This window comes from Paenibacillus sp. JT31N11 (genome assembly GCF_056269285.1).
The window spans coordinates 1,161,249-1,181,256 of record NZ_JBWDNQ010000001.1 but is presented as its reverse complement, the minus strand read 5'-3'; the positions used below and the strand labels follow the sequence as shown (position 1 = coordinate 1,181,256).

At 50.1% G+C, this 20,008-nt stretch carries 21 protein-coding genes; 5 read left to right on the top strand and 16 right to left on the bottom strand.

Going from position 1 to position 20,008, the window contains the following annotated elements; all coding sequences use genetic code 11:
• Positions 1–2: 2 nt before the first annotated feature.
• From AC0YNV_RS05100 to AC0YNV_RS05090, 3 genes are read left to right on the top strand one after another with little or no spacing between them, the layout of a single operon-like run.
• On the top strand, positions 3–662 hold the full coding sequence (locus AC0YNV_RS05100) for an ABC transporter permease (protein WP_475766377.1): 660 nt from the start codon (positions 3–5) through the stop codon (positions 660–662).
• Between the two features lie 14 nt (positions 663–676).
• Positions 677–1,570, top strand: coding sequence for a glycine betaine ABC transporter substrate-binding protein (locus AC0YNV_RS05095; RefSeq protein ID WP_475766375.1), 894 nt, complete (start codon positions 677–679; stop codon positions 1,568–1,570).
• An 11-nt stretch (positions 1,571–1,581) separates the two neighbouring features.
• Positions 1,582–2,247 (top strand): ABC transporter permease, encoded by a 666-nt coding sequence (locus AC0YNV_RS05090; RefSeq protein WP_475766373.1) that lies wholly within the window; start codon positions 1,582–1,584, stop codon positions 2,245–2,247.
• A 201-nt stretch (positions 2,248–2,448) separates the two neighbouring features.
• Here the strand turns inward: AC0YNV_RS05090 and AC0YNV_RS05085 are convergent, their stop codons facing one another.
• The 6 genes from AC0YNV_RS05085 to AC0YNV_RS05060 all read right to left on the bottom strand — a co-directional run bounded on the left by AC0YNV_RS05085 (position 2,449) and on the right by AC0YNV_RS05060 (position 8,312).
• Positions 2,449–3,129, bottom strand: coding sequence for a serine/threonine protein kinase (locus AC0YNV_RS05085; RefSeq protein WP_475766372.1), 681 nt, complete (start codon positions 3,127–3,129; stop codon positions 2,449–2,451).
• 567 nt (positions 3,130–3,696) lie between these two features.
• Positions 3,697–4,527, bottom strand: a complete 831-nt coding sequence (locus tag AC0YNV_RS05080; RefSeq protein WP_475766370.1) for a serine/threonine protein kinase — start codon at positions 4,525–4,527, stop codon at positions 3,697–3,699.
• A 136-nt stretch (positions 4,528–4,663) separates the two neighbouring features.
• Positions 4,664–5,272: a DUF1349 domain-containing protein gene (locus tag AC0YNV_RS05075; protein WP_475766369.1), complete on the bottom strand. Its 609-nt coding sequence runs from the start codon at positions 5,270–5,272 to the stop codon at positions 4,664–4,666.
• Positions 5,273–5,284: 12 nt separating this feature from the next.
• Positions 5,285–6,232: a hypothetical protein gene (locus tag AC0YNV_RS05070; RefSeq protein ID WP_475766367.1), complete on the bottom strand. Its 948-nt coding sequence runs from the start codon at positions 6,230–6,232 to the stop codon at positions 5,285–5,287.
• 90 nt (positions 6,233–6,322) lie between these two features.
• Positions 6,323–7,387, bottom strand: coding sequence for a phosphotransferase family protein (locus tag AC0YNV_RS05065; RefSeq protein WP_475766366.1), 1,065 nt, complete (start codon positions 7,385–7,387; stop codon positions 6,323–6,325).
• Positions 7,388–7,505: 118 nt separating this feature from the next.
• Positions 7,506–8,312, bottom strand: coding sequence for an NAD-dependent epimerase/dehydratase family protein (locus tag AC0YNV_RS05060; RefSeq protein WP_475766364.1), 807 nt, complete (start codon positions 8,310–8,312; stop codon positions 7,506–7,508).
• A gap of 226 nt (positions 8,313–8,538) precedes the next feature.
• Here AC0YNV_RS05060 and AC0YNV_RS05055 point away from each other — a divergent pair, with 226 nt between their 5' ends.
• Entirely contained in the window at positions 8,539–9,123 is a 585-nt protein-coding gene (locus AC0YNV_RS05055) for a collagen-like protein (protein WP_475766362.1), read from the top strand.
• Between the two features lie 172 nt (positions 9,124–9,295).
• Here the strand turns inward: AC0YNV_RS05055 and AC0YNV_RS05050 are convergent, their stop codons facing one another.
• From AC0YNV_RS05050 to AC0YNV_RS05010, 9 genes are all read right to left on the bottom strand, one after another.
• A complete protein-coding gene (locus AC0YNV_RS05050) occupies positions 9,296–10,357 on the bottom strand; it encodes an LLM class flavin-dependent oxidoreductase (protein WP_475766360.1) in 1,062 nt (353 codons plus the stop codon).
• Between the two features lie 364 nt (positions 10,358–10,721).
• Positions 10,722–11,378 (bottom strand): DedA family protein, encoded by a 657-nt coding sequence (locus tag AC0YNV_RS05045; RefSeq protein WP_475766358.1) that lies wholly within the window; start codon positions 11,376–11,378, stop codon positions 10,722–10,724.
• Positions 11,356–12,582, bottom strand: a complete 1,227-nt coding sequence (locus AC0YNV_RS05040) for an MFS transporter (RefSeq protein ID WP_475766356.1) — start codon at positions 12,580–12,582, stop codon at positions 11,356–11,358. The genes AC0YNV_RS05045 and AC0YNV_RS05040 overlap by 23 nt, the downstream gene beginning before the upstream one ends.
• Positions 12,579–13,706: an MGDG synthase family glycosyltransferase gene (locus AC0YNV_RS05035; protein WP_475766355.1), complete on the bottom strand. Its 1,128-nt coding sequence runs from the start codon at positions 13,704–13,706 to the stop codon at positions 12,579–12,581. Before AC0YNV_RS05035 ends, AC0YNV_RS05040 begins: the two co-directional genes overlap by 4 nt.
• A 211-nt stretch (positions 13,707–13,917) precedes the next feature.
• Complete coding sequence (locus AC0YNV_RS05030; protein ID WP_210046447.1) at positions 13,918–14,439, bottom strand: phosphatase PAP2 family protein; 522 nt, start codon at positions 14,437–14,439, stop codon at positions 13,918–13,920.
• Positions 14,417–15,043 (bottom strand): YqaA family protein, encoded by a 627-nt coding sequence (locus AC0YNV_RS05025; protein WP_210046473.1) that lies wholly within the window; start codon positions 15,041–15,043, stop codon positions 14,417–14,419. The genes AC0YNV_RS05030 and AC0YNV_RS05025 overlap by 23 nt, the downstream gene beginning before the upstream one ends.
• 109 nt (positions 15,044–15,152) lie before the next feature.
• Positions 15,153–15,782 carry a YkoP family protein gene (locus AC0YNV_RS05020; protein ID WP_210046448.1) on the bottom strand — a complete coding sequence of 210 codons (630 nt, stop codon included), beginning with the start codon at positions 15,780–15,782 and terminating at the stop codon, positions 15,153–15,155.
• A gap of 587 nt (positions 15,783–16,369) precedes the next feature.
• The gene (locus tag AC0YNV_RS05015; protein WP_475766353.1) at positions 16,370–17,155 is read right to left on the bottom strand and encodes an MBL fold metallo-hydrolase; all 786 of its coding nucleotides are present in this window, start codon (positions 17,153–17,155) and stop codon (positions 16,370–16,372) included.
• A 13-nt stretch (positions 17,156–17,168) separates the two neighbouring features.
• Complete coding sequence (locus AC0YNV_RS05010; protein WP_475766351.1) at positions 17,169–17,948, bottom strand: MBL fold metallo-hydrolase; 780 nt, start codon at positions 17,946–17,948, stop codon at positions 17,169–17,171.
• Positions 17,949–18,258: 310 nt separating this feature from the next.
• Between AC0YNV_RS05010 and AC0YNV_RS05005 the strand changes: the two genes are divergently transcribed.
• Positions 18,259–19,035: a DeoR/GlpR family DNA-binding transcription regulator gene (locus AC0YNV_RS05005; RefSeq protein ID WP_475766350.1), complete on the top strand. Its 777-nt coding sequence runs from the start codon at positions 18,259–18,261 to the stop codon at positions 19,033–19,035.
• 306 nt (positions 19,036–19,341) lie between these two features.
• Here AC0YNV_RS05005 and AC0YNV_RS05000 read toward each other — a convergent pair whose 3' ends face one another.
• Complete coding sequence (locus AC0YNV_RS05000; RefSeq protein WP_475766348.1) at positions 19,342–19,902, bottom strand: hypothetical protein; 561 nt, start codon at positions 19,900–19,902, stop codon at positions 19,342–19,344.
• Between the last annotated feature and the right edge of the window lie 106 nt (positions 19,903–20,008).

Sequence of the window (20,008 nt, the reverse complement as noted above, 5' to 3'; positions counted from 1 at the left end):
AGGTGAACGACTTGATCGCTTTTTTCGATGAGAGATGGGCTCAAATTGCCACTGCCTTACAGGAGCATCTAACTATTTCGGCGCTTGCCGTCGCCCTGGGAAGTGTAGTCGCCATACCGCTCGGCATCGTGCTTGTTTATAACAGGATTTCGTGGATCAACAGCATCGTTTTCTTCATCGCCAACATTCTGCAGACGGTGCCAAGCCTGGCCCTGCTGGCCATCCTGATCCCGCTGATGGGTATCGGTACGAAGCCTGCGGTCTTTGCCCTGCTGCTTTATGCGATCATGCCGATTCTCCGCAACACCTATGACGGTTTTCATTCCGTCGATCCAAACGTCCTCGAATCGGCCCGGGGGATGGGCTATGGCACGCTTCAACGCGTTTTGAGCATTCAACTGCCGTTGTCGCTGCCTTACATCATGTCGGGAATCCGGGTAACGACGGTATATATCATCAGCTGGGCGACGCTCGCTACCCTTATCGGCGCCGGAGGTCTCGGCCAGCTGATCGTATCGGGCCTCGGCGTCAACAAACCGGAGCTGATCGTGACCGGTGCGCTTGGGGCGATCCTGCTTGCGCTCGTCGCCGATGTGCTGCTGGGGCTATTGGAGAAATGGCTGACGAAGCGCTACCGGTCAACGGAGCGGATAACGGTGTGAAGGGAGTATGGCAAATGAGAATAGCAAGAGCGTCCGCAGCCTTGGCCTGCCTGCTTCTTCTGGGTACGCTGGCAAGCGCGTGCACAAACCGCAATACGGTCGTTATCGGCGCGCAGACCTACTCGGAAGCCAAGATCCTGGCGGAGATGTATAAGGCGCTAATTGAAGACCGCACTGATCTCAGTGCCGAGGTCATACCCGATTTGGCAGCGAGCCCTGTCGTCATACAGGCGATGAAACGAAACGAGCTGCAGATGGCTACTTTGTACACGGGGGAAATTTTCAATAATCATTTTCCGATCGAGCAGACGAAGGACCGTGCGAAGGTCCTGGAGCAGGCCAAGCAGGGCTTTGACAAATATTTTCATTTCAAGTGGCTCGATCCGCTCGGATTCGAAAACACTTATGCGTTCACGGTCTCCAAAAAGCTGGCCGATGAGAAAGGGTATGAGAAAATATCCGACGTCGGCCCGGATGCCTCCAAACTCCGCCTCGGCGTCGACACCACATGGCTGGAGCGTGACGAGGACGGCTACGGAAGCTTTACCAGAACCTACGGCTTCAAGTTCGGGAGTACTTTCCCAATGGAGCAAAGTCTCGTTTATCAGGCGGCAGCGAATAATCAGGTAGACATCGTTCTGGCGTATTCCACCGATCCGCATCTGAAATATTACAACCTGCAGACGCTTGCGGACGACAAGCAGTTTTTCCCGCCGTACGACGCATCAACCATTATGCGCAATGATTTGGCCGAAAAGCATCCTGATGTGGTAGAAGCCGTGTCTGTTCTCATCGGCACTCTCAGCGTGCAGAAGATGATCGATTTGAACTACCAGATGGACATCGAGAAAAAAAGCGAACGCGAAGTCGCGCTGGCATACCTGAAACAGACCGGTCTGCTGAAATAGGGGGAACTGACATGGAAGACAACCACTTGACCATCGTCGATCTGCTTGATTATATGGGACGCAATATCGGTTTGCTGTGGGAATATCTGCTTCAGCATATCAGCATGGTGCTGACAGGGGTAGGGCTCGCTTTCGTCGTCGGCGTTCCGCTCGGCGTGTTATGCGCCAGAAACGAGATTCTGGCGAGAATTGTACTTACGGTAACCAAAGTTCTTCAGGTTCTGCCCAGCCTGGCGATGCTTGTGCTCCTGATGCTTTGGCTTGGCCTGGGATCGGATACCGTCATTGTGGGCTTGTTCCTCTATTCGCTCAACCCGATCGTGCGCAATACTTATGTCGGCATGAAGCAGGTCAATCCGAGCTATGTGGAAGCCGGACAGGGCGTCGGCATGAGCGCCTTGCAAATCCTGCTCAAGGTACGGCTGCCGCTCTCGCTCGTTTATATCATGAGCGGACTCAGAATTGCCGCAGTCATCGCCATCGGGGTCGTGACCATCGCGCCGCTGATCGGCGGCGAAGGCTTGGGACGCGAAATATATGCCGGCCTTAACGGCCAAAATCCGCTGCGGATATTTGCCGGAGCGATACCTGCCGCTCTGCTTGCCATTGTGGCGGATATCATTCTCGGCATACTGCAGAGGAAGCTTCGTCTGGAGAACCGGCTGTCGGGAAAATAACGGAATTGGAATGGCGGGAATTCCCGGAACAAACAAAACGAGCCTGGGACAAACTCCGAAGGGCTCGTTTTGTTTGGCATGTTCAGCCGGTCCCCCGCACGATATTCATTATGGGCTGCGGCTTTGCATTTGCATTGCCTGCCATACATGGATACTTGATTTCTTACGGAACTGAGAACCAGCTCCCGTAATTTCCCGGACTTATTTCAGAAATTTGGAAAACAGCTGGCTGATTCGCTGCGCGAAATCGTCAAGGCTAAGGTTTGCCTGATCCAGTCTGGCGTATCCGTTCTTGATCGCATCAAGCAGCCAGGCCGGAATTTTCTTGCCTTCAAAGCCTGAATAACAGACGCGGTATGCCCACACCAGGTGCTCCCAGCGCTTGTCGTCGCCCTCCAGTACATATTCGGATACATCCAGCACTTTGCCGCGCCCGTTCTGCAGGATGACATTCTTCAAGTGAATGTCGCGCGGGTTCAATCCGCGGCGGCGCACCTCTGCGCGCGCCTCCTCCACATCCTGAATAACTTGCTCCGGCACCGGAATGCCCTGCAGCAGACAATCCTGCAGCGTGACGCCCGGTTCATGGCTGATCACCAGGTAGTTCCTGCCCTCCCCGTAATACTGGGGAAAATAGGGGATCCCCTCAAGCCGTTCGTATACATGCCTCTCGGCCGCTTTCTTCTCCAGCGCCAGATCCGAATACACTTTATATGCAAATCCCGGCGCAGGCTCATACGTGAATACTGCCGCATCCGTCCCTACCCCAATGCAGTGAAGGCCTTCCGAATAGCCGGAAATAACAACCATATCATTCCGCTCGCTTCCGGTCACCGTTATACATTGGAGCGGATCATCCGCCTTCATCCAATCCGGACTCATCTTAAGGATTACCCCCTTGAATACATGCAGCGGTTGAAGTTATCGTCCATTTTGGGCGTATACTTTCGAAACCACTCGTCTTTTATTTCGTAAAGTGTAAGAAGAAACGGCTTCGCCGTCCTCTGGCGGCATCGTTAGTTTCTTTCTCAAAAATATCAGATAAGGATATGACAACTTTTATACCTGCTGATATTTCAAGAAGAAACGGCTTTCGCCTTCCTCTGACGGCCGAAGCAAGTTTCCTCACTTCAAAAAAATATAGCCAAAGTAGACAGAAGCTTATACTTTGTTATATTTTACAAAAACCAAAGGAGGAATGAGAAATGCTCAGGCGTTTGCTTAGTAAAATCTTTGGTTCCGTTCACCATTCCAGACACAACCAACACTATAACAGCAGCAGTGGAACGAACCGCCATGGCGGCCGCTCCTACTCATCCGGCCACCAATCTGGTTACGGACACAAAAATCAGGGTCAAGGCTATTACAAAAACAGATACAAAAGATCCAGCTCCTGATGCAAAGCCGCGCTAAGCGGCTTTTTTTCTATCCTTATAGAATGTATAAGTTTCACGACGGCGCAGCCGTTTCATCTTGTATCATCAACGAATCATCCAATTCCCGCATAAACGCTGGGGCATCCGCATAGGGCTGATCGATTTGGAGCAGCTTACGGATCATCTGCTTGGTCTTTGCCGATATGCTCAGCTCCTCCTCCCATCCGGCTGCAGAATCCTTGTCCGGTTCGTCCGGTTCATAGGCGGAATACAGCATAAAAAGCAAAAAATGGCCTATGGCGTACAGATCGCTCGTCACATCAGCGGTTCTTCTCAGCCTTGTTTCCTCATCCGCTCCTGGCTCCACACGGGACGGCTCCGACAAGCGCGAGGCCAGACCAAAATCAATGAGGCGGATCTGTTCCCCCTGCAGCATGACATTGGGAATCCGGATGTCCAGATGGACAATTCCTTTCCTGTGAATAAAGCACACAATCTCCATCAATCTGCGAATGAAGCCAAGCGCCTCGCTTTCCTGGAAGACCGCTCCCTTCTCAAAAATCAAATCTTCCACAGTCCGCCCCTTCACATATTCGGTCACCATGTACAGCCGCCTTTTATGGACGAATGATGAGAGGCAGCCCGGAATGGCCGGATGCCCCAGTTGTCCCATAATCTCAATCTCGCGGCGCAGGAGCTCCCGGCCCAATTGCCCCTTGCTCGGTCTGGCTTGCTTGACTGCAATCTTCTCACCCGACTCCACATCATGACACAAGTAGGTCAGCCCGTAGCTTCCCATCCCGAGAAACCGGCAAATCCGATATTTGCCTCCGTGAAGCAGCTTCCCTTCCCGTTCGGGATGGTCAATCCAAGCTTCATATAAGCCCTTAAAGGTTCCCAACACGATTGCCGTGCCTCCTTCACACAAAGCAATACGTAGCGGCGGCACACAGGTTGCGGATGGAAGCACAACAAGCCGAATTTCCCTTGAAGCAGGAAAATTCGGCTTGCCAGTGTCATTCATCTCCATAAAACCTGATTCATTCCCCGGATCTTAAATTTGTTACCGGAACAGGGGAATATTCGAGGTAATCAAAGGATGTTCTGCAGCCATTGCCAGCAGGCGACTGCGCCGCTACTCCAACCTTGATTTCCGCGGGAGCATCCATATAGAAATATCTGACCAGAGTCCAGTAGTTTCCATCAGTTGAATAGGAGAAGGCAAAACAATTCCCGAACCGGGTTGCTCTGAGATATGGCTTCTTCACGCTTACTGTCTCCGAATTGCAGTCGTCCGAAGTACCTTTCGTCACTACACTTACCATGGTCGGAATTTTATTGGGATATTCAAAACACAGCTTTGCCCAGTTTTGGTCATCGACCATGAACATGATGCATGCGGAATCGAAATCTTCAATCATGTCCACCTCGACCCGGGTCGATACCGTAAAATCGCCCTTCAGAACGGTGTAAAGGTAAGGAGCTGATTCCCTCGCATTTCCTCCCTTCGGGTCGTGGAAGAAATCTGCCAGAGGCGGTGCGATTATTGTCAGCTTGCCGTCACCGTCAAATCCCCAGGATTCAGGTTTATTGATCCAGTGAAAGCTTGCTGCTGATTGCTCACCCTGTTGATTTTCAAAAAGATTCATTATTAAACCTCCTCATTTTTGCGAAGCTTCCGAAATAGCCTCAACCGAACGCTTGAACGTGAGCGCTTTGTCCGGATCATGAAACACCGGTGCTCCTGCAAACAGCTGAATACCCCATGATGGCACATCCGAAGCTGCAGCATCCGTCAGGCTCTCTGGATAATCCAAGGCATCCAGAATCAGCTGAACCTTGCGCTGCGCCGGGACGAATCCGGCCGACTGCTCGAGCCACCAGCGCCCCCAGCCCGGGCTGCGGCCGCTTTTTGAACAATAAATAAGCGGGGTATACACATCAATAGCTTCTGCCAGCCATTCATAATGCTGGGCGAATATTCTGGTCAAGGCGCCATTGAATTCATCAGGAGTCCATGGACACATATACGCACCCACTATGCAATCCGGATTAACGGCCTTGATCAGTTTTGAATAATGAAGCGCCATGCCGGCAATCTTACGGCATTTATAATTCTTCCATTCCTCCGGATAGCCGGTCAATATTTCTTTCGGTGTACGGACGTCAACATCTGCAAAATGACAGAAATCGGCAATACAGTCCCGGCAAAAGCAGCTTTCCTGCAGATCGGGATGGGATGTTTCGAACCAGCCTGCATAGGTCAGGTAATCGAGCCATATACCTCTTGGTTTAAATTGCTTCATGCCAGCCAGCAGCTGCTCTTCGATTTCGGCCAAATAGTCCTTTTGCGATAAACAGATTCCCTGTACCAACCGGCCGTATCGGATGGGTTTTCCGTCTGCCCCGATAGGTATGAGCTTGGGATGCTCTTCAAAATCGGCGCGAAACGTTTTGAATTCTACGCAGGCTTCCAATTTTTGCTCCGCACAGGCTGCGAAGGATTCTTCGTTAAACCCGTGAAACCATCTGGCGTTGACACCATAATCTTTAATGTTGGCAGGCAGCTGCCCGCTTCCATATGGACCAAACAATAAGGGTACCGACATCTCGCATTCTCCTCCGCCGCACATATTCTTCCATCCCTACTTGTTATACCATGATCAGGCAGGCTGATACCATAATTTCATAGATATCTATCATGGATTACCAGGATGCTTCGACCACTGCCCCCTTGCTCTCAACCTAACATCCACAGCACGAACCCTGGTTTCAATGCTATCCCATCGGTCCATACAATGATGCACAATCATTTCCAAATCATTCTCATTCTGGGCTTCTTCCGTATTTCGATAGAGGATATTCATTAACCAGTGGGCCAAATTCCGGAGATGATGGCGGTAGGAGTAGAAACGTAATAAGTCAAGGTCTACTGTCACCTGTTGACCGAGATGCTGTTCATAAGCGGCCAGGAAAACATCGAACCCCTCACCAATGTAACCAATCAGATCCAATTCCGGCGGGGCCAGGATGGCGGATTCCCAATCCAGAAAATAAAGCCCGTTATCATGACGGATCAAATTGCCTCCCCAAATGTCACCGTGGCATAACACCATTGCTTTGGTCTCCGATACTGCCATGCCCCGAAGTTCACGAACGAGCTTCAACAAGGCAAGAATTTGCTCTTTCCTGGGCAAGACCTGCGCTCTTGTTTCCCGCTTCATAGAGCTGTCTGCGATTTGGATGCTTTCAAGCGCTGCGAGACACTTCTCAAGTTCAGGCGCGAAGGAAATATCAAATGTTTCGGTCAACAGCATGGAAGGGTCGATGTAAGGCGTAATCCGGTGAATGGCTGCCAATGACTCCGCGATATCCTCAAGAATATCATTCGAGAATGGATAAGACTCAGCCAATGTCTCCCCCTCGATGAAATTAAACAATACCACCGTAACATTGGACAGCGTTGTTTTAAAATCACCGTTTAATGTTAGGATCGGATAAGTAAGATTGGTGAAAAGCTTCTCTTCATACATGCGCCAAGTCAGCGGCAGATAGTTATCCAGCCGATCTATACCTGCCTTTTGCCGGTCATGATGATGATCAAACAGTTTCATATAATACCGTTGTCCGTCCGCACAGCTGATCCCGTACGAGAATGCCGAATCCCCTGCGGGAATAAAATCGATCCTTTTAATTTCAATGCCGTACTCTTTATTCAGGTGAATCATAAGAACGCTGTCTTCGATCTGATATTTGACCTCCAAATTTTTCACTCCCTCAAGTGATATATTGGATTCCGGTACAACAAAGGCCGCCGGAAACAATCATCGGCAGCCATCTGGTTGTCTATTAATCTCTTGCAGCTTCGGCAGATGCTGTCACCTATGGGGCAATCACACCATCTCTTATGTATTCCTGCATGAAAGTGCCAAAATTATATTTCGGCGAGTAGCCCAGTTCCTGTTTTTCCTTGGACAAATCGGGAATCCGGATCTCGGATGGCAGCTGTAAATGGTAAGCTTCAATGATCTTTTTGGCGCCGGGGTAAAGCCTGTCCCACACATTCAACGGAGATTCCGGATAGGCTTCCACATCATCCTTGGTAAAACGATCCTCACGGACAATGCGGTATGCGCCGAAAGCTGCCGTACCCTCCACGGCCAAGGCAACAGCCCCGATCACATCCCGGCGATCAACGCCGCCATGCAGCAATCGTTCGCCATAATGCCGGATATCCGGATAAGGCGTGAAGTCTGCAGGACGCAGCATGATAACTTCAATGCCATGGGATTCATGAAAGAACCGGCATAGCTGTTCGCCGATTTTTTTGGTGTAGGCATAGAAATCGTCCCCGTAGAAGGACATGCTCGAAAGCCATACGACTCGCCGGACTTTATTGCGGACAGCCGATTGGAACATTTGGAACGTGCCCGTAATATTCAGATCATAGAACTCCTGCTCGGAGTGCTTGCCCATATGGATGCCATGAAAGGCAGGGGTATGAATGATGACGTCCATTCCTTCAGAGGCTTGATCCAATGCGCCGATCTGACGGACATCAGCCCGGTGGAAAGGGAGCGGCGTGTCAACGGCAACAACATCGGACAAGGTGATTTCATGCTTCCGGTCCAATTGCCCGGTTACGCCGGAGGCTACACTGCCGGAAGCTCCGGTAATCAAGATTTTCATGCTTTCATCCTCCTGTTTCCTAATCGCTCAACTGACAAGACACGTAATTTCAGTTTACCACAATGCTGATAATACGGCTCGCCAGCCTCCGTATAGCTTCGAAATCTAATTTATAAAGCCGTTCCAGGCTACAATTCGCACATGAAGCATCGCGATCGGGAATAAACTTATTCTGAATCAAAAAAGAGCTTTAAATTCTATTCGTTAAAGGAGAGTGCATGCTCAAATGGGAAGATTACCAGGTCCCCCGGGTCCTCCTGGCCCTCAAGGTCCACAGGGCCCTCCGGGTCCACAAGGCATATGTCCCCCTTGTCCGACCGGGCCGCCGGGCCCTCAAGGCGCTGCCGGACCGGCAGGCGCAACGGGAGCTACCGGAGCTGCCGGAGGCGTATTGGGGTTTGCAGATTTTTTCGCGTTAATGCCTCCCGATAATGCAGCAACGGTTGCTCCAGGCACAGATGTAAGTTTTCCGCAAAATGGGCCTACAAGCGGGGCTGCAATTGTCCGTACGGGTCCAAGTACATTTAGCCTATCTGCGATTGGTACTTATCAGGTGCTGTTTCAAGTGAGTGTCAGCGAAGCAGGCCAACTTATTCTGACACTCAATGGCGCGGATCTGGCCTACACGGTGGTCGGGCGGGCAACAGGCACTTCTCAAATCGTGGGGCTGGCTCTCGTGCAAACAACTTCCATCAACTCGATCCTTACTGTACGAAATCCTGCCGGCAATGCAGCGGCATTGACCATCACGCCTCTGGCTGGAGGAACAAGGCCAGTCTCTGCACATCTTGTTATCACGCGGCTTGCATAGAGGAAGGAAAATGATGTCATAACTCAGATCGTCATCATCCTGAGACTGCTTCAATTCCCCCAACCGCACATCACTTATTACGAAAAGCACCCTCAACTCCACCATAATAGTGGTTTTGAAGGTGCTTTTCTCTTGCGGAGCATGGTCCCTGGGGCCAATTAAGGCCTAGAAATTACTGCTTCGCCTCTTCCCCGGCTTCCCATCTTGCTATCTCTTCGCGAACCAGAGGCGCGACCTTGGTTCCCAACAGCTCTATGGCTCTCATGACTTGCTCATGCGGCATGGTGCCAACCGGCACATGCAGCAGGAAGCGGGTTACGCCCACCTGCTTGCGAAGATGAATGATTTTACGGGCTACCGTCTCCGGATCGCCTACGTACAGCGCCCCTTCGAAGCTGCGTGCGGAATCGAAGCTTGAGCGGTCGTATGGTCCCCATCCGCGCTCCTTCCCCAGTGCGTTCATCGTCTGCCGGGTGGAAGGAAAAAATTGGTCTGCCGCAAGCTCGGTACTCTCCGCAATGAATCCATGCGAGTGTGACGCGACCGGCAGCAGCGATGCGTCGTGGCCTGCGTGCGCAGCCGCCTTCTTATAAAGCTCCACAAGCGGCGCAAATTGTACGGGGCTGCCTCCAATGATAGCCAGAACGAGGGGAAGCCCAAGCAGCCCTGCGCGTATCACCGATTCCGAATTACCCCCGCTGCCAATCCATACTGGCAATGGATTCTGAACGGGCCGCGGATAGACGCCCAGATTCTGAATGGCCGGCCGATGCCCGCCTTTCCAGGTAACTTTCTCAGATTCCCGTATCTTTAATAGTAACTCCAGCTTCTCATCAAACAGTTCATCGTAATGATCCAAATCATATCCGAACAGCGGGAAGGATTCGATAAAAGAACCTCTGCCAGCCATAATCTCTGCCCGTCCATTCGAGATTCCGTCAAGTGTGGCAAAATCCTGAAACACGCGCACCGGATCTGCCGAAGAAAGCACGGTGACCGCACTGGTCAGCCGTATCCGTCTGGTTTGCGGCGCAGCCGCAGCCAGTACGATGGCAGGAGAAGACGCGGCATAATCCTTGCGGTGATGCTCGCCCACGCCAAATACATCCAGCCCGACCTGATCGGCGAGTACAATTTCCTCCACGACTTCACGCAATCGCTGCGCGTGGCTGATCACCTCTCCGGTCTCCACGTCCGGCGTTGTTTCTACAAAAGTGCTGATCCCAATCTCCACTTACAATACCTCCTAATCAATGTTCCATTCATACCGGCAGCTTTGTAAGCAGACTAATGTCCAACAACCGCTATCTATATTTTGATCGGTCACGATGTTTTTTTCAAGTTCCCAGCGTTGACCGCCGCAGCGGGTGAACCGCGATAATGAGTGTATTTATTTTCATACACTCATCCGGTAAAGTATGGTTTAAACTATTTCTGTCCATGAACTTACTTAATTGTAGTATTGTATAATTAGTAAGTCAATTACTTAATATAACTAAGTAATGATAAGTACATTTGAATTCAGTTGAGGTCGAAGCCAGCGTTTGGCGCACTCGTAGCGGGAGCGGAAGTGACGTCATGCGAACGCTAAAAACCAGTCATTCGCTCCGATAATGGTCCCCCGCTCTGCTTCTTTTTTTGTCTTTTTTGCGTTTGCCCCTCATAATGCGATACCTGATCAACAACAGCGCAACCGCAAGGGCAGCCAATCCGATAAAAATGACCTTTAAATAGTGTTCAACGATACGAAATATATATCCCCACTGATCCCCAAAGAAGTAGCCGATTGAAAAAAACACAATGACCCAAAGAGCGTCTCCGGTATATCCATATATCCATACTTTGCGATATGGCACCCGTATAATGCCGATAAAATATCCAACAAACTGCCGGACTCCGGGAATGAAGAAACTGACCAGCAGCAATCGGTCCCCATATTTGTCATAGTAGCGTCGCGTCCTCTCGACAAGCTCCGGCTTGAGAAAAAGCCATCTTCCGTAACGCTCGATTAGAGGCATACCTGCCTTGTACCCGATCATGTACGTGATGGTGACCCCTATAATCGATCCAGCCAAAGCCATCGCAATAGCCGGCCCCCCCTGCAGCACTCCTTTATAAGATAAGAAACCGGTATAGGTTAAGGTGCTGTTTCCCGGCGGGATGGGAAGCGCGATAAAATCCAACGGCAGGCCAAGGAGCAGGACCAGATATCCATACTGCCCAAACAACTGTTCAACTACCCCGATCAGGCTCATGAGAGTTCTCCTTCTTATGCTGCGAAGTCCCGCAAGCCGAGACAAGCTTGTTTTGCGGTAAAATCAAATAAAAGAGTGCAAGAATAGCGAGCAAAGCAGCGCTAATGCTGATGGCGGCGGCATTCGTATACTGACTGGCCACCCATCCCCCGATGACCGGGCCGATCATAATGCCGAGCCCTTCAATCCCGGAAAGAACTCCCCACCCTGTACCTTTCTGATCATCCGGGACAAGGTACGACAGCACCGCATTCCAGGCCGGAAGCACAGCTGAATAAGACAAGCCCAACATAAATGCAAGCAGCATCGTTAACGCAGGCGGCGGCATGGATACGGCAAGTAAAACCAATATGGCCGTAAGCGATACGAAGCCGGAGACCAGCATTTGCTTATGTCCCCATCGATCGGCCAGTTTCCCCATGGGAACGAGAAACAGCATCGCGCCGGCTCCGCCAAGCATCAGCATGAGAGAATATTGCGGCTGGCTTAAACCGAGATGGTTAGCGGCAAAGCCGGGTATTATCGGAAGCAGCAGTCCCGCAGCGGTCATCTGAAGGATCATGCCAGGCAGCAGCCATTTCAACAGAACGAGCTTCTTACGCAGTCCTGCTGCCTGATCGGCAAAGCTGACGTTCAGGAGGTGTAACGGGGTTGCTCGGTTAATCGCAAACGATGCGATACAGCCGACGGCGAGAAGCGCAAGCATCAGCCGGAACGCCGGTTCGAAGCCATAATCGAATGTGAGATTGATCGTGACCGGACCCAGTCCCATACAGGCAAGCCAAATCGTGTAGATCGCCCCCATCTGGGCCGCGCGCTCCGTCATTCGGATTTTTTCCATGCAAATAAGCCAGATGGGCGACGCCCCCATTCCAAGCATAACGGACCCGGCAACGAGCCACCAGACATGCGGACTGAAGAACACGGCAGCTAGCCCCGTCAGCATCAGGACAAAAGTAGCGGGCAGCAGCCAACGCAGCGAAAACCTGTCTAGCAAATATCCTGCAATCGCCTTAATCAACGTATCTGCTGCATAATGAAGCGAGACGGCGAGACCGACCAAAGCAACGGTATGCCCCGACTGATTGACTGCAAAATTGGGCAGGAACGAGAACAAGAAAGCGCTTCGAACAAATTCTGTGCAGAAAAGAACCGTGAACAGCGTCAGAGTAGAAAGCTTGAACGCGCTCCTCCCGCTCATCATATTCCACTCCTTCTTAATGAGCTTGCCTCGGGAAACAAATGCCTGACAATGTGGTCCGCAGCCGCATCCTGTTTTGCCGAGAGCAGCCCATTCCTCATGGACTGTTTCATGGACTCAGAGGAAATCATCGTTTGGATCTGCAAGATCAAATCGTGAATCGTAAAGGATACGACTGCCGCTCCTCTGCGCTGCAAATAAAGGGCATTTTCCTTCTCCTGCCCCAGAAAAGGCTTTAATATAAAGATCGGGACCCCAGACTGAATCGTCTCGGATAGTGTAACGCCACCAGCTTTCGTGACGATGCAGCATGCGCTCTTCATCAGCACATGCAATTGATCGGTAAAACCGAATACACATACTCTTGCATCATCCGCCCAAACTTCCGCAAGCTTCCGTCGCCAACCCTCCTGTCGGCCGCAAATAACTTGAATGCGGACGTTTGACAAGAATAGCAGCTTCCCGATCAGCTTCATGAGCGAACGCAATGTGCCGCAAACATTAGCCATGAGCAGAATGACATTCTCGTCTGTTGCTTTGCCGGAACCGATATCTCCCGCATCGTGGAACGATTCCCGGACCGGAATTCCAGTAACGGCAATATAGCTCTCAGGGACGCCCTGCCTGACCAGCCTCTCTTTCACGTCGCTGGCAGCGACAAAATAATGGTCCGGCCTGGAGAACAGCCATCTGAGGTGAACGTCAAAGTCCGTGATGACAACAGCTGTCCGGGGACGGATTGCGGATACATCGTCCCTGATTGGCAAACTGCCGAATGGGAATGTATAGATGATCACATCCGGTTTGTACTGGAGAATGATCTTCATGAGCCTAACGCCGCCAAGACTGTTCATCCAGGTAGCGATCCTTCCTTTGAGGGGAAGGCGGTTGGTCAAATAGTAGGACCATCCGTAATATGGAATTCCAAGGCTGGCTGCATACTGGCTTTGCCGGTACAGACAACGGATGAGCTTGTTCAGCACAGGATAAGCTTCCCGGAACAAGTCGATAATCTCCACCTGGTTATAACCATGGTGCACAAAGCTTTGCTTCAGTACCTTGGACACTTGATGGTGGCCTTCGCCGTAATCGGCCGTTAAAATTAAAATATGGTGTTCCTGTCTCATTGCGGTCACCTCTTTCATTCGTCAAGCCCTATCATCCAGACGAACGAAGTTGTATAAGCTTTAGCACATTGCTGCAAGAAGGAAAGCGTCTTTCTTCCAGAATATTGCGCTGCATATTCAAAATTGATGTAGTGAGTTTGCCCGGCTTGGTGATCAATACATCTGCGCCGCCATCGCGGTATTCGTCAAAAATCTACTGCTTCATGAAATTTCAACTATTCATGAACCAGGCAACCAGCAGCGCGGTTATAAACCCGACCAGCCCTCCTGCCACACAATCAATCGGGTAATGATAGCCCCAATAAACCCGGGATATTGCAACTAACAAAGCCAGACCAATTAAGACAAGCATAACCGCAGGCGATGAAGCCAGTATAAAAGGTGTAACAAGAGCGAAAATGGCGGTTGTATGGCCGGATGGAAAGGAATAGTCCTTGAGCGGGAATTTGCCTACCTTCACATGTTCCAGCTTGCGAAAAGGCCGGGCTCTGCGCACCTTTTTCTTAATAAGGACGGCAACTATATGGCTAACGGCCAAGGCAATCAAACTTTGCAGCCCGGCTCCGTTGAACTCACCCGCAGCGAACCATGCCAGGGAAACTGCGCAAATAATTGTAAACAAAGCTCCGCCCAAATGGGTAATCCATCCGAACAACCGATCCAGGGCCCGACTGCTTAGCCGCTGGTTGCACCAGAAGAACATCGTTTGATCAAACCGCCTTATCCACTGCATGCTGTTTCCCGCCTCCGTCCCCTGCTTTATCGATCAGTTGGTTCTCGTCATTCATCTTCCTCCGCTCACGCAGCTTCCGTATCAAGAACCATCCTGCCGCTATGAGTATTCCAACTGCCACCAGCGTGATCGTGAGAACGCGATCAACCATGTGCTCTGCCGCGCGGCCATACATATAGAAAAGAAACCCGACTGCATAAAACTTCACTGACCGTCCAATCGCTGCATAACTGAGCAGCTTCCATAACGGATAATTCATGCATCCCGATAAAATCGTAAATATTTTAAACGGGATCGGAGTAAAAGATCCGATCAAGATTGCAGCCTCGCCACGGCGGGAAAATAATTCGGTTGCCGAGTCCAGCCATTTTTTCTTCATCACCCTGCCCAGAACATGCTTTCCCGACACTTTGCCGATCCCATAACCGATTGGCGTTCCAAGCAGGCTTCCGGCAAAACCAAGGGTAGCGAGCCATAAAGCCGATTCCGGCTGCATGGCGCTTAGAGAAAGTTGAAGGAAGAACGCCGGTATTGGAAAAATAATCGCATCCAGCATGGCATGAATGAAAAGTCCCGTCGCTCCGAAATTCTGTAAAAAGTCCATGATTTTATCCATGATGCTTATCCCCGCCCTCGTATCAGAAGCGTGATGAAAATAGGTTGCCTACGGCAATATATTCACCATACTTTTAGTGTCTATCGTTGTAATCAAATTAACAGGAGCTCGCTTCGGGTAAACCTGTCTCATCTTGAATGGGCAACCTCTTCACCGCCGCAAATCGGTTCTTGAGCGATGCGCGGGAATGAATCAGCATCATCGGTATCAGTTGTTCGGTCTTTCGGCCAATCCGCTTCTTGCCCTCAGGGTGCATAACGGATAACAATAATCGAAGATAGACGGTTGTGATTCTTTGGAACAAATCGGATTTCATGGGTTGTTGTTCAAAACCAAGACCATGTGTCAAACCACGGTGAAGAAGCGTAATTCCGATTAACGCTTTAACTTCATTAAACTCCGGCTGACTTGCAAACGCATCACTAATTTGCTGCATGGATTTCCGTGCAAGCCGGGCCGTCATGAGCGCCGCGCGGTCCGAGCCTTCGGATTTGATCAGAGTCAGGATCGCTTTATTATTGAGATGGAGTTCCCCAACCCAATTTCCTTTATGGATGATGGTGGAGTCCGCACATACGATACTCTCTCCGTGATGCTTCTTAATCATTACTTTGCAAATTCCAAAGTGCGATGTATGTGAGCTGCGGAAATTTGAAATCCATTCGAACCCTCTTTCCCACATCATCCAGGCAGTCTGCAGTGAGGATTTGCGTAAACGTAGTAACATGAATACCAACCTTCCCTCATTCTTATTTTAAAATATTAAGAAAGTATAAATTCCGGCCTATACTTTGCTTATATTTCACCGGAATGAAACGCGCCCCGCCGCCAAAAGACGGCGACAGCCGTTTCACCTTGATTGACTTATTTATTTGAAATCGTCTAGAAGAGCATACTCTTTCTATTCGAAATCCTTTTTTTTGTTAATTTCATGATAGATGATATATAAGGAAGCGCAAACAGACTGAGGTACTGAATGGTGCCCCGTCTAAAGACGGAGTCTGGTACGCCGAATGACCGGATTCCGCAGTTAGAACCGTCGCTATATCTGGCGCAATGGAAAATTTGTAGTCTTGGTCGATGATGCACTGGAATAAGATGATCCCCTGAAGCGACTCCGACAAGTGGAGAATGCCGCCTATCTTGAGGAACGTACGCATTGGGAGACTCGAATTACGGAGGGAACAAACGACTTCGCTTCCGCCGGAATCCCAACATGTACCTGCAGTGTCTCGAACAATGTATTTGTTCGTTAATTGGGCAAACGCAGAAAAAAAAGCAGCTGCCCCGCGGCACGCTGCTCCCTATCGCTTATTAAATTATGTACGTCTGTCCGTCCTTCGGCCACTCCACTTCTCCAGAAAAAATTTGCTTTGCAGCCTGAACGCAGGGCTCCGCGATTTGAGCGGATCCATGAAGCAGCAGCAGCTTGCCGACCTTGGCCTCTTCCGCGATCGCAGCCGCATCGATAGCACCGGAATGCATGTAGTCATTTTTATCCGGGTTTGCGGCAATGGGTCCAAGCGCCGATTCGTGAATAAGCAGGGCGCTTCCTCTTACATGTTCGATAATCGGCCGATGGAACGCCGTATCTCCGGTAAAAGAGAACATCCGTCCACTCTTCTTATCCAGGAAGCGATAGCATAAACCCTGAACAGGGTGAGCCGTCGAGCATGTATCGAGCCGGAAGTTCTCCTCTTCATAGGCTTCTCCAGGCGTGAGCGGGATCAAGACCGGAGAGAGATTGGCCCAGCCATAGCGTTCGGCATGCAGAAAATCGATCGCCCGTCTTACGATAAGATGCAAATCTTCCGCCGGTCCGATGATTTTGAGCTCTTCCAGCGGTCTGCCGCGCATCAGATAATAAAACAGCAGGGACGGCAACGACATGTAGTGATCATGATGAAAATGAGTGAAAATCAGATATTCCAGCTGCAGCGGGTCATGGCCTCTGCTTCGCAGGTTGTCGATAACCGACCAGCCGGTATCGACCAGATACTTGTCGTTGATCAGAAAGGTCGGCGAGTCCCCGCCAACCTCGGGAACAGCACCGGAAGTGCCAAAAAAAGTAATCTTGGTCTGCTCATCGTGCGTCATCATTAATTCCCCTCCGTCACAGGATGATTCTCATAAGATCATGAGCCACTTGAACTTCGCCTGGGTGCCCCGCCCCGACGATTTGCTGCAGCTCTTCCGTCTTCAAATCCCACTCATGATGGATATGGGTGATGAGCAGGTTGGAAATTTGCTGTTCTTTCAGGAAATGATTCAGCTTCTCCGGATGAATATGCCCAAACTCATGAATGACCAGATCGGCATCATACAGGACATGAACCAGGTCCTGGGAGGACAATACATCCCCGCTGACGACTATTTTTTTGTTGTTCATATGAATTACCAGGCCGTATGCGACTGGAGCAATTTCATTGCCATGCTTATCATCTATTTTTCTCCAGGCTTCCTGAGCGAGATGCTTCGTTTTGAAAAAATTGATTTTCAGCCCGTCGCGCTCGAATAACGTATCCTCATTATATTCAACCGCCTCAAGCTGATAAGGATAAATATCCTGAGGGATGATGAATATGTTCTGCAGCAATTTCACTTTGCGGATCGTGCCTTCAGGGCCGTAAACCTGCAGATGCTCCGACCGGTGCGTCAGCTGCAGATCCTGAAGCAGCATCGGCAGGCCGCTTGCATGATCGGGGTGCCAGTGCGTCAGAAACACTGCTTCGATATTTTTCGGATCTTCTCCCATTTTCTTCAGCAGCATGCTCACCGGGCAGCCGCAATCGATCACATACAGCCGGCCGTCCTTCTTGATCGCCATGCTGAAATGATGGCGGTTGGCCGTCGACACCCCCGCGCTTGTACCCAATATCAATAATTCCGGCATGGCCTCCACCACTTTCGTCGGTATTTTTCTGGACGTTACGAGTCTGAGCTAAAGATTTTCACCCCGCATGATCCTTAGATTAGTTAACATCCAATCAAAAGTCAATGCATTTTATGATATATAAGAGTCAAATATTTTTATTTATTGATCACAAATAATCATTTTTTCAAAAATTTCATTTTCCCCTCGATGATTCGGCATAAATCAGTTGAATTTCATCATGGCAATGGTATATTTAATTAATCTGTTGTAAATTCGGTAACAATCAATCGTTTTGAAATCCATTTATTGAATTAGGAGCAGCCACGAAATGAAAACAAGAACCAGACATACAGAAATCATCGGGATTTTGAAGCATGAACCGTTCAAAACCATTGAAGAACTGTGCAGCGAGCTGAGCGTTTCACCTGCAACCGTGCGCCGCGACTTGACGATACTGGAACAATCCGGTGATATCGTTCGAATCAATGGAGGGGCGATCTATAAGAAAAAGGCGGAAGACGGCCGTCTGGACGAAAAAAAATCTCCCCTGCCCTTCCTGAACGAAAAAATCCGGATCGCCAAGGCTGCAGCAGAGCTGGTTAAGGATGGCGATACCATCTTTATGGACGCAGGCTCGACCAATCGGCAAATCGCCGAGCATCTTGTAGGCAAGACCAATATAACCGTTATAACGAACAGCCTGGAGATCGCCTACAAGCTGCATTCCGTTAAAGATAAGAAAGACGTTTCCGTCGTGATTTGCGGAGGGACGCTTGGCGAGACGAATATGGACAGCATTGTGGGTCCGGTCGCCGAAAAAATGATCTCGATGTTTCGCGCCAATATTTGTTTCATTGGCACTTCCGGTATCGACATCAAACAGGGCGTTACCGATGCCTATCTTTCGACGGCACGGATCAAGGAAAACATGATTGAACACTCCAACAAAGTGCATCTCGTTGCCGATCACAGCAAATTCGGGGTTATTACTGCCGCATTTGTCTGCAGCATCGATAAAATCGGCCATATTATTACCGACAATTCGGCGCCCGAGGAAGACGTCCGAACTCTCAGGAGCAGGGGCATTCTGGTGACGCTTGTCTGATTGCATGATACGGTTTTCCTGCGCTTTGCGAGCCCGGTCGGGCTCTTTTTTTTGCGGTTTTTCTCGCGCAGCCAACCTCATATACAGCTTTGACCCGAGCCTGCTTTCGAAAATCGCAGCCCGGGTCAAAGCCTTAATTACGCAATCATTTGGATATCAAAATGAGATGATGATCAAGGCGTATTCGGCCAGGACGCTGTATCCTTAATGTTGCTGAATACATCCGACAGCGATTTACCGGCTTCCGCGGCTGAGACGAACACACCCGCATTCAGATCCGTACCGGCTTCATGCCATGCCCAAAAGTTAGCCGTGGTAACCTGTGTTTCGCCGGACTTGGTCGTGACGTTCAACGTCCAGTTGATTCCGTCTGAAGAAGTATACGTCCTTATCAGATTTAATGCCGATTGACATTCCCGGGACATTAACCACAGCAGGATTTACCGTTACATTGTAGGAGTGGCCTTCCTTTAAATTCGTTCCGCTTGGCATCTGCAAATAGATCCGATAGATCATGTTCAGACGCGGCGTGTCTGTAGTAGACAGATACGGGGCATCCTCGGGATAGTAACGATTCTGGACGGCAGCCGAATGTATCGCGGATGAAAAATCAGGGTCGGTGCTGCTGCTGATCGAATAATAAGCGGTATTGGATACATTGGAGCTGTTATACTCTTTCTCACGCAGGTAAACTTCAATCCACTGCGAATTCATGATAGTTGCCTGGGAGCTTACCAAATCCGGCTGCGTCATTGCCTGCTCTTGCAAAGCCATGGCATTAAGAGGCACGATTGTTGCCCCTACTGCAAGCACAACCGGGAAAATAACAGGTCTTCTTAATGAGTTCAGTAACCGGTTAATCAACATTCACGATTCCTCCCGCTATAAATGAATTTTCTCACCAATCGAGTTCTTCCCCATACCTTCTTTCTTTTCCTCAAGGGTGTCGCATTCAAATAAATTGATCGATATC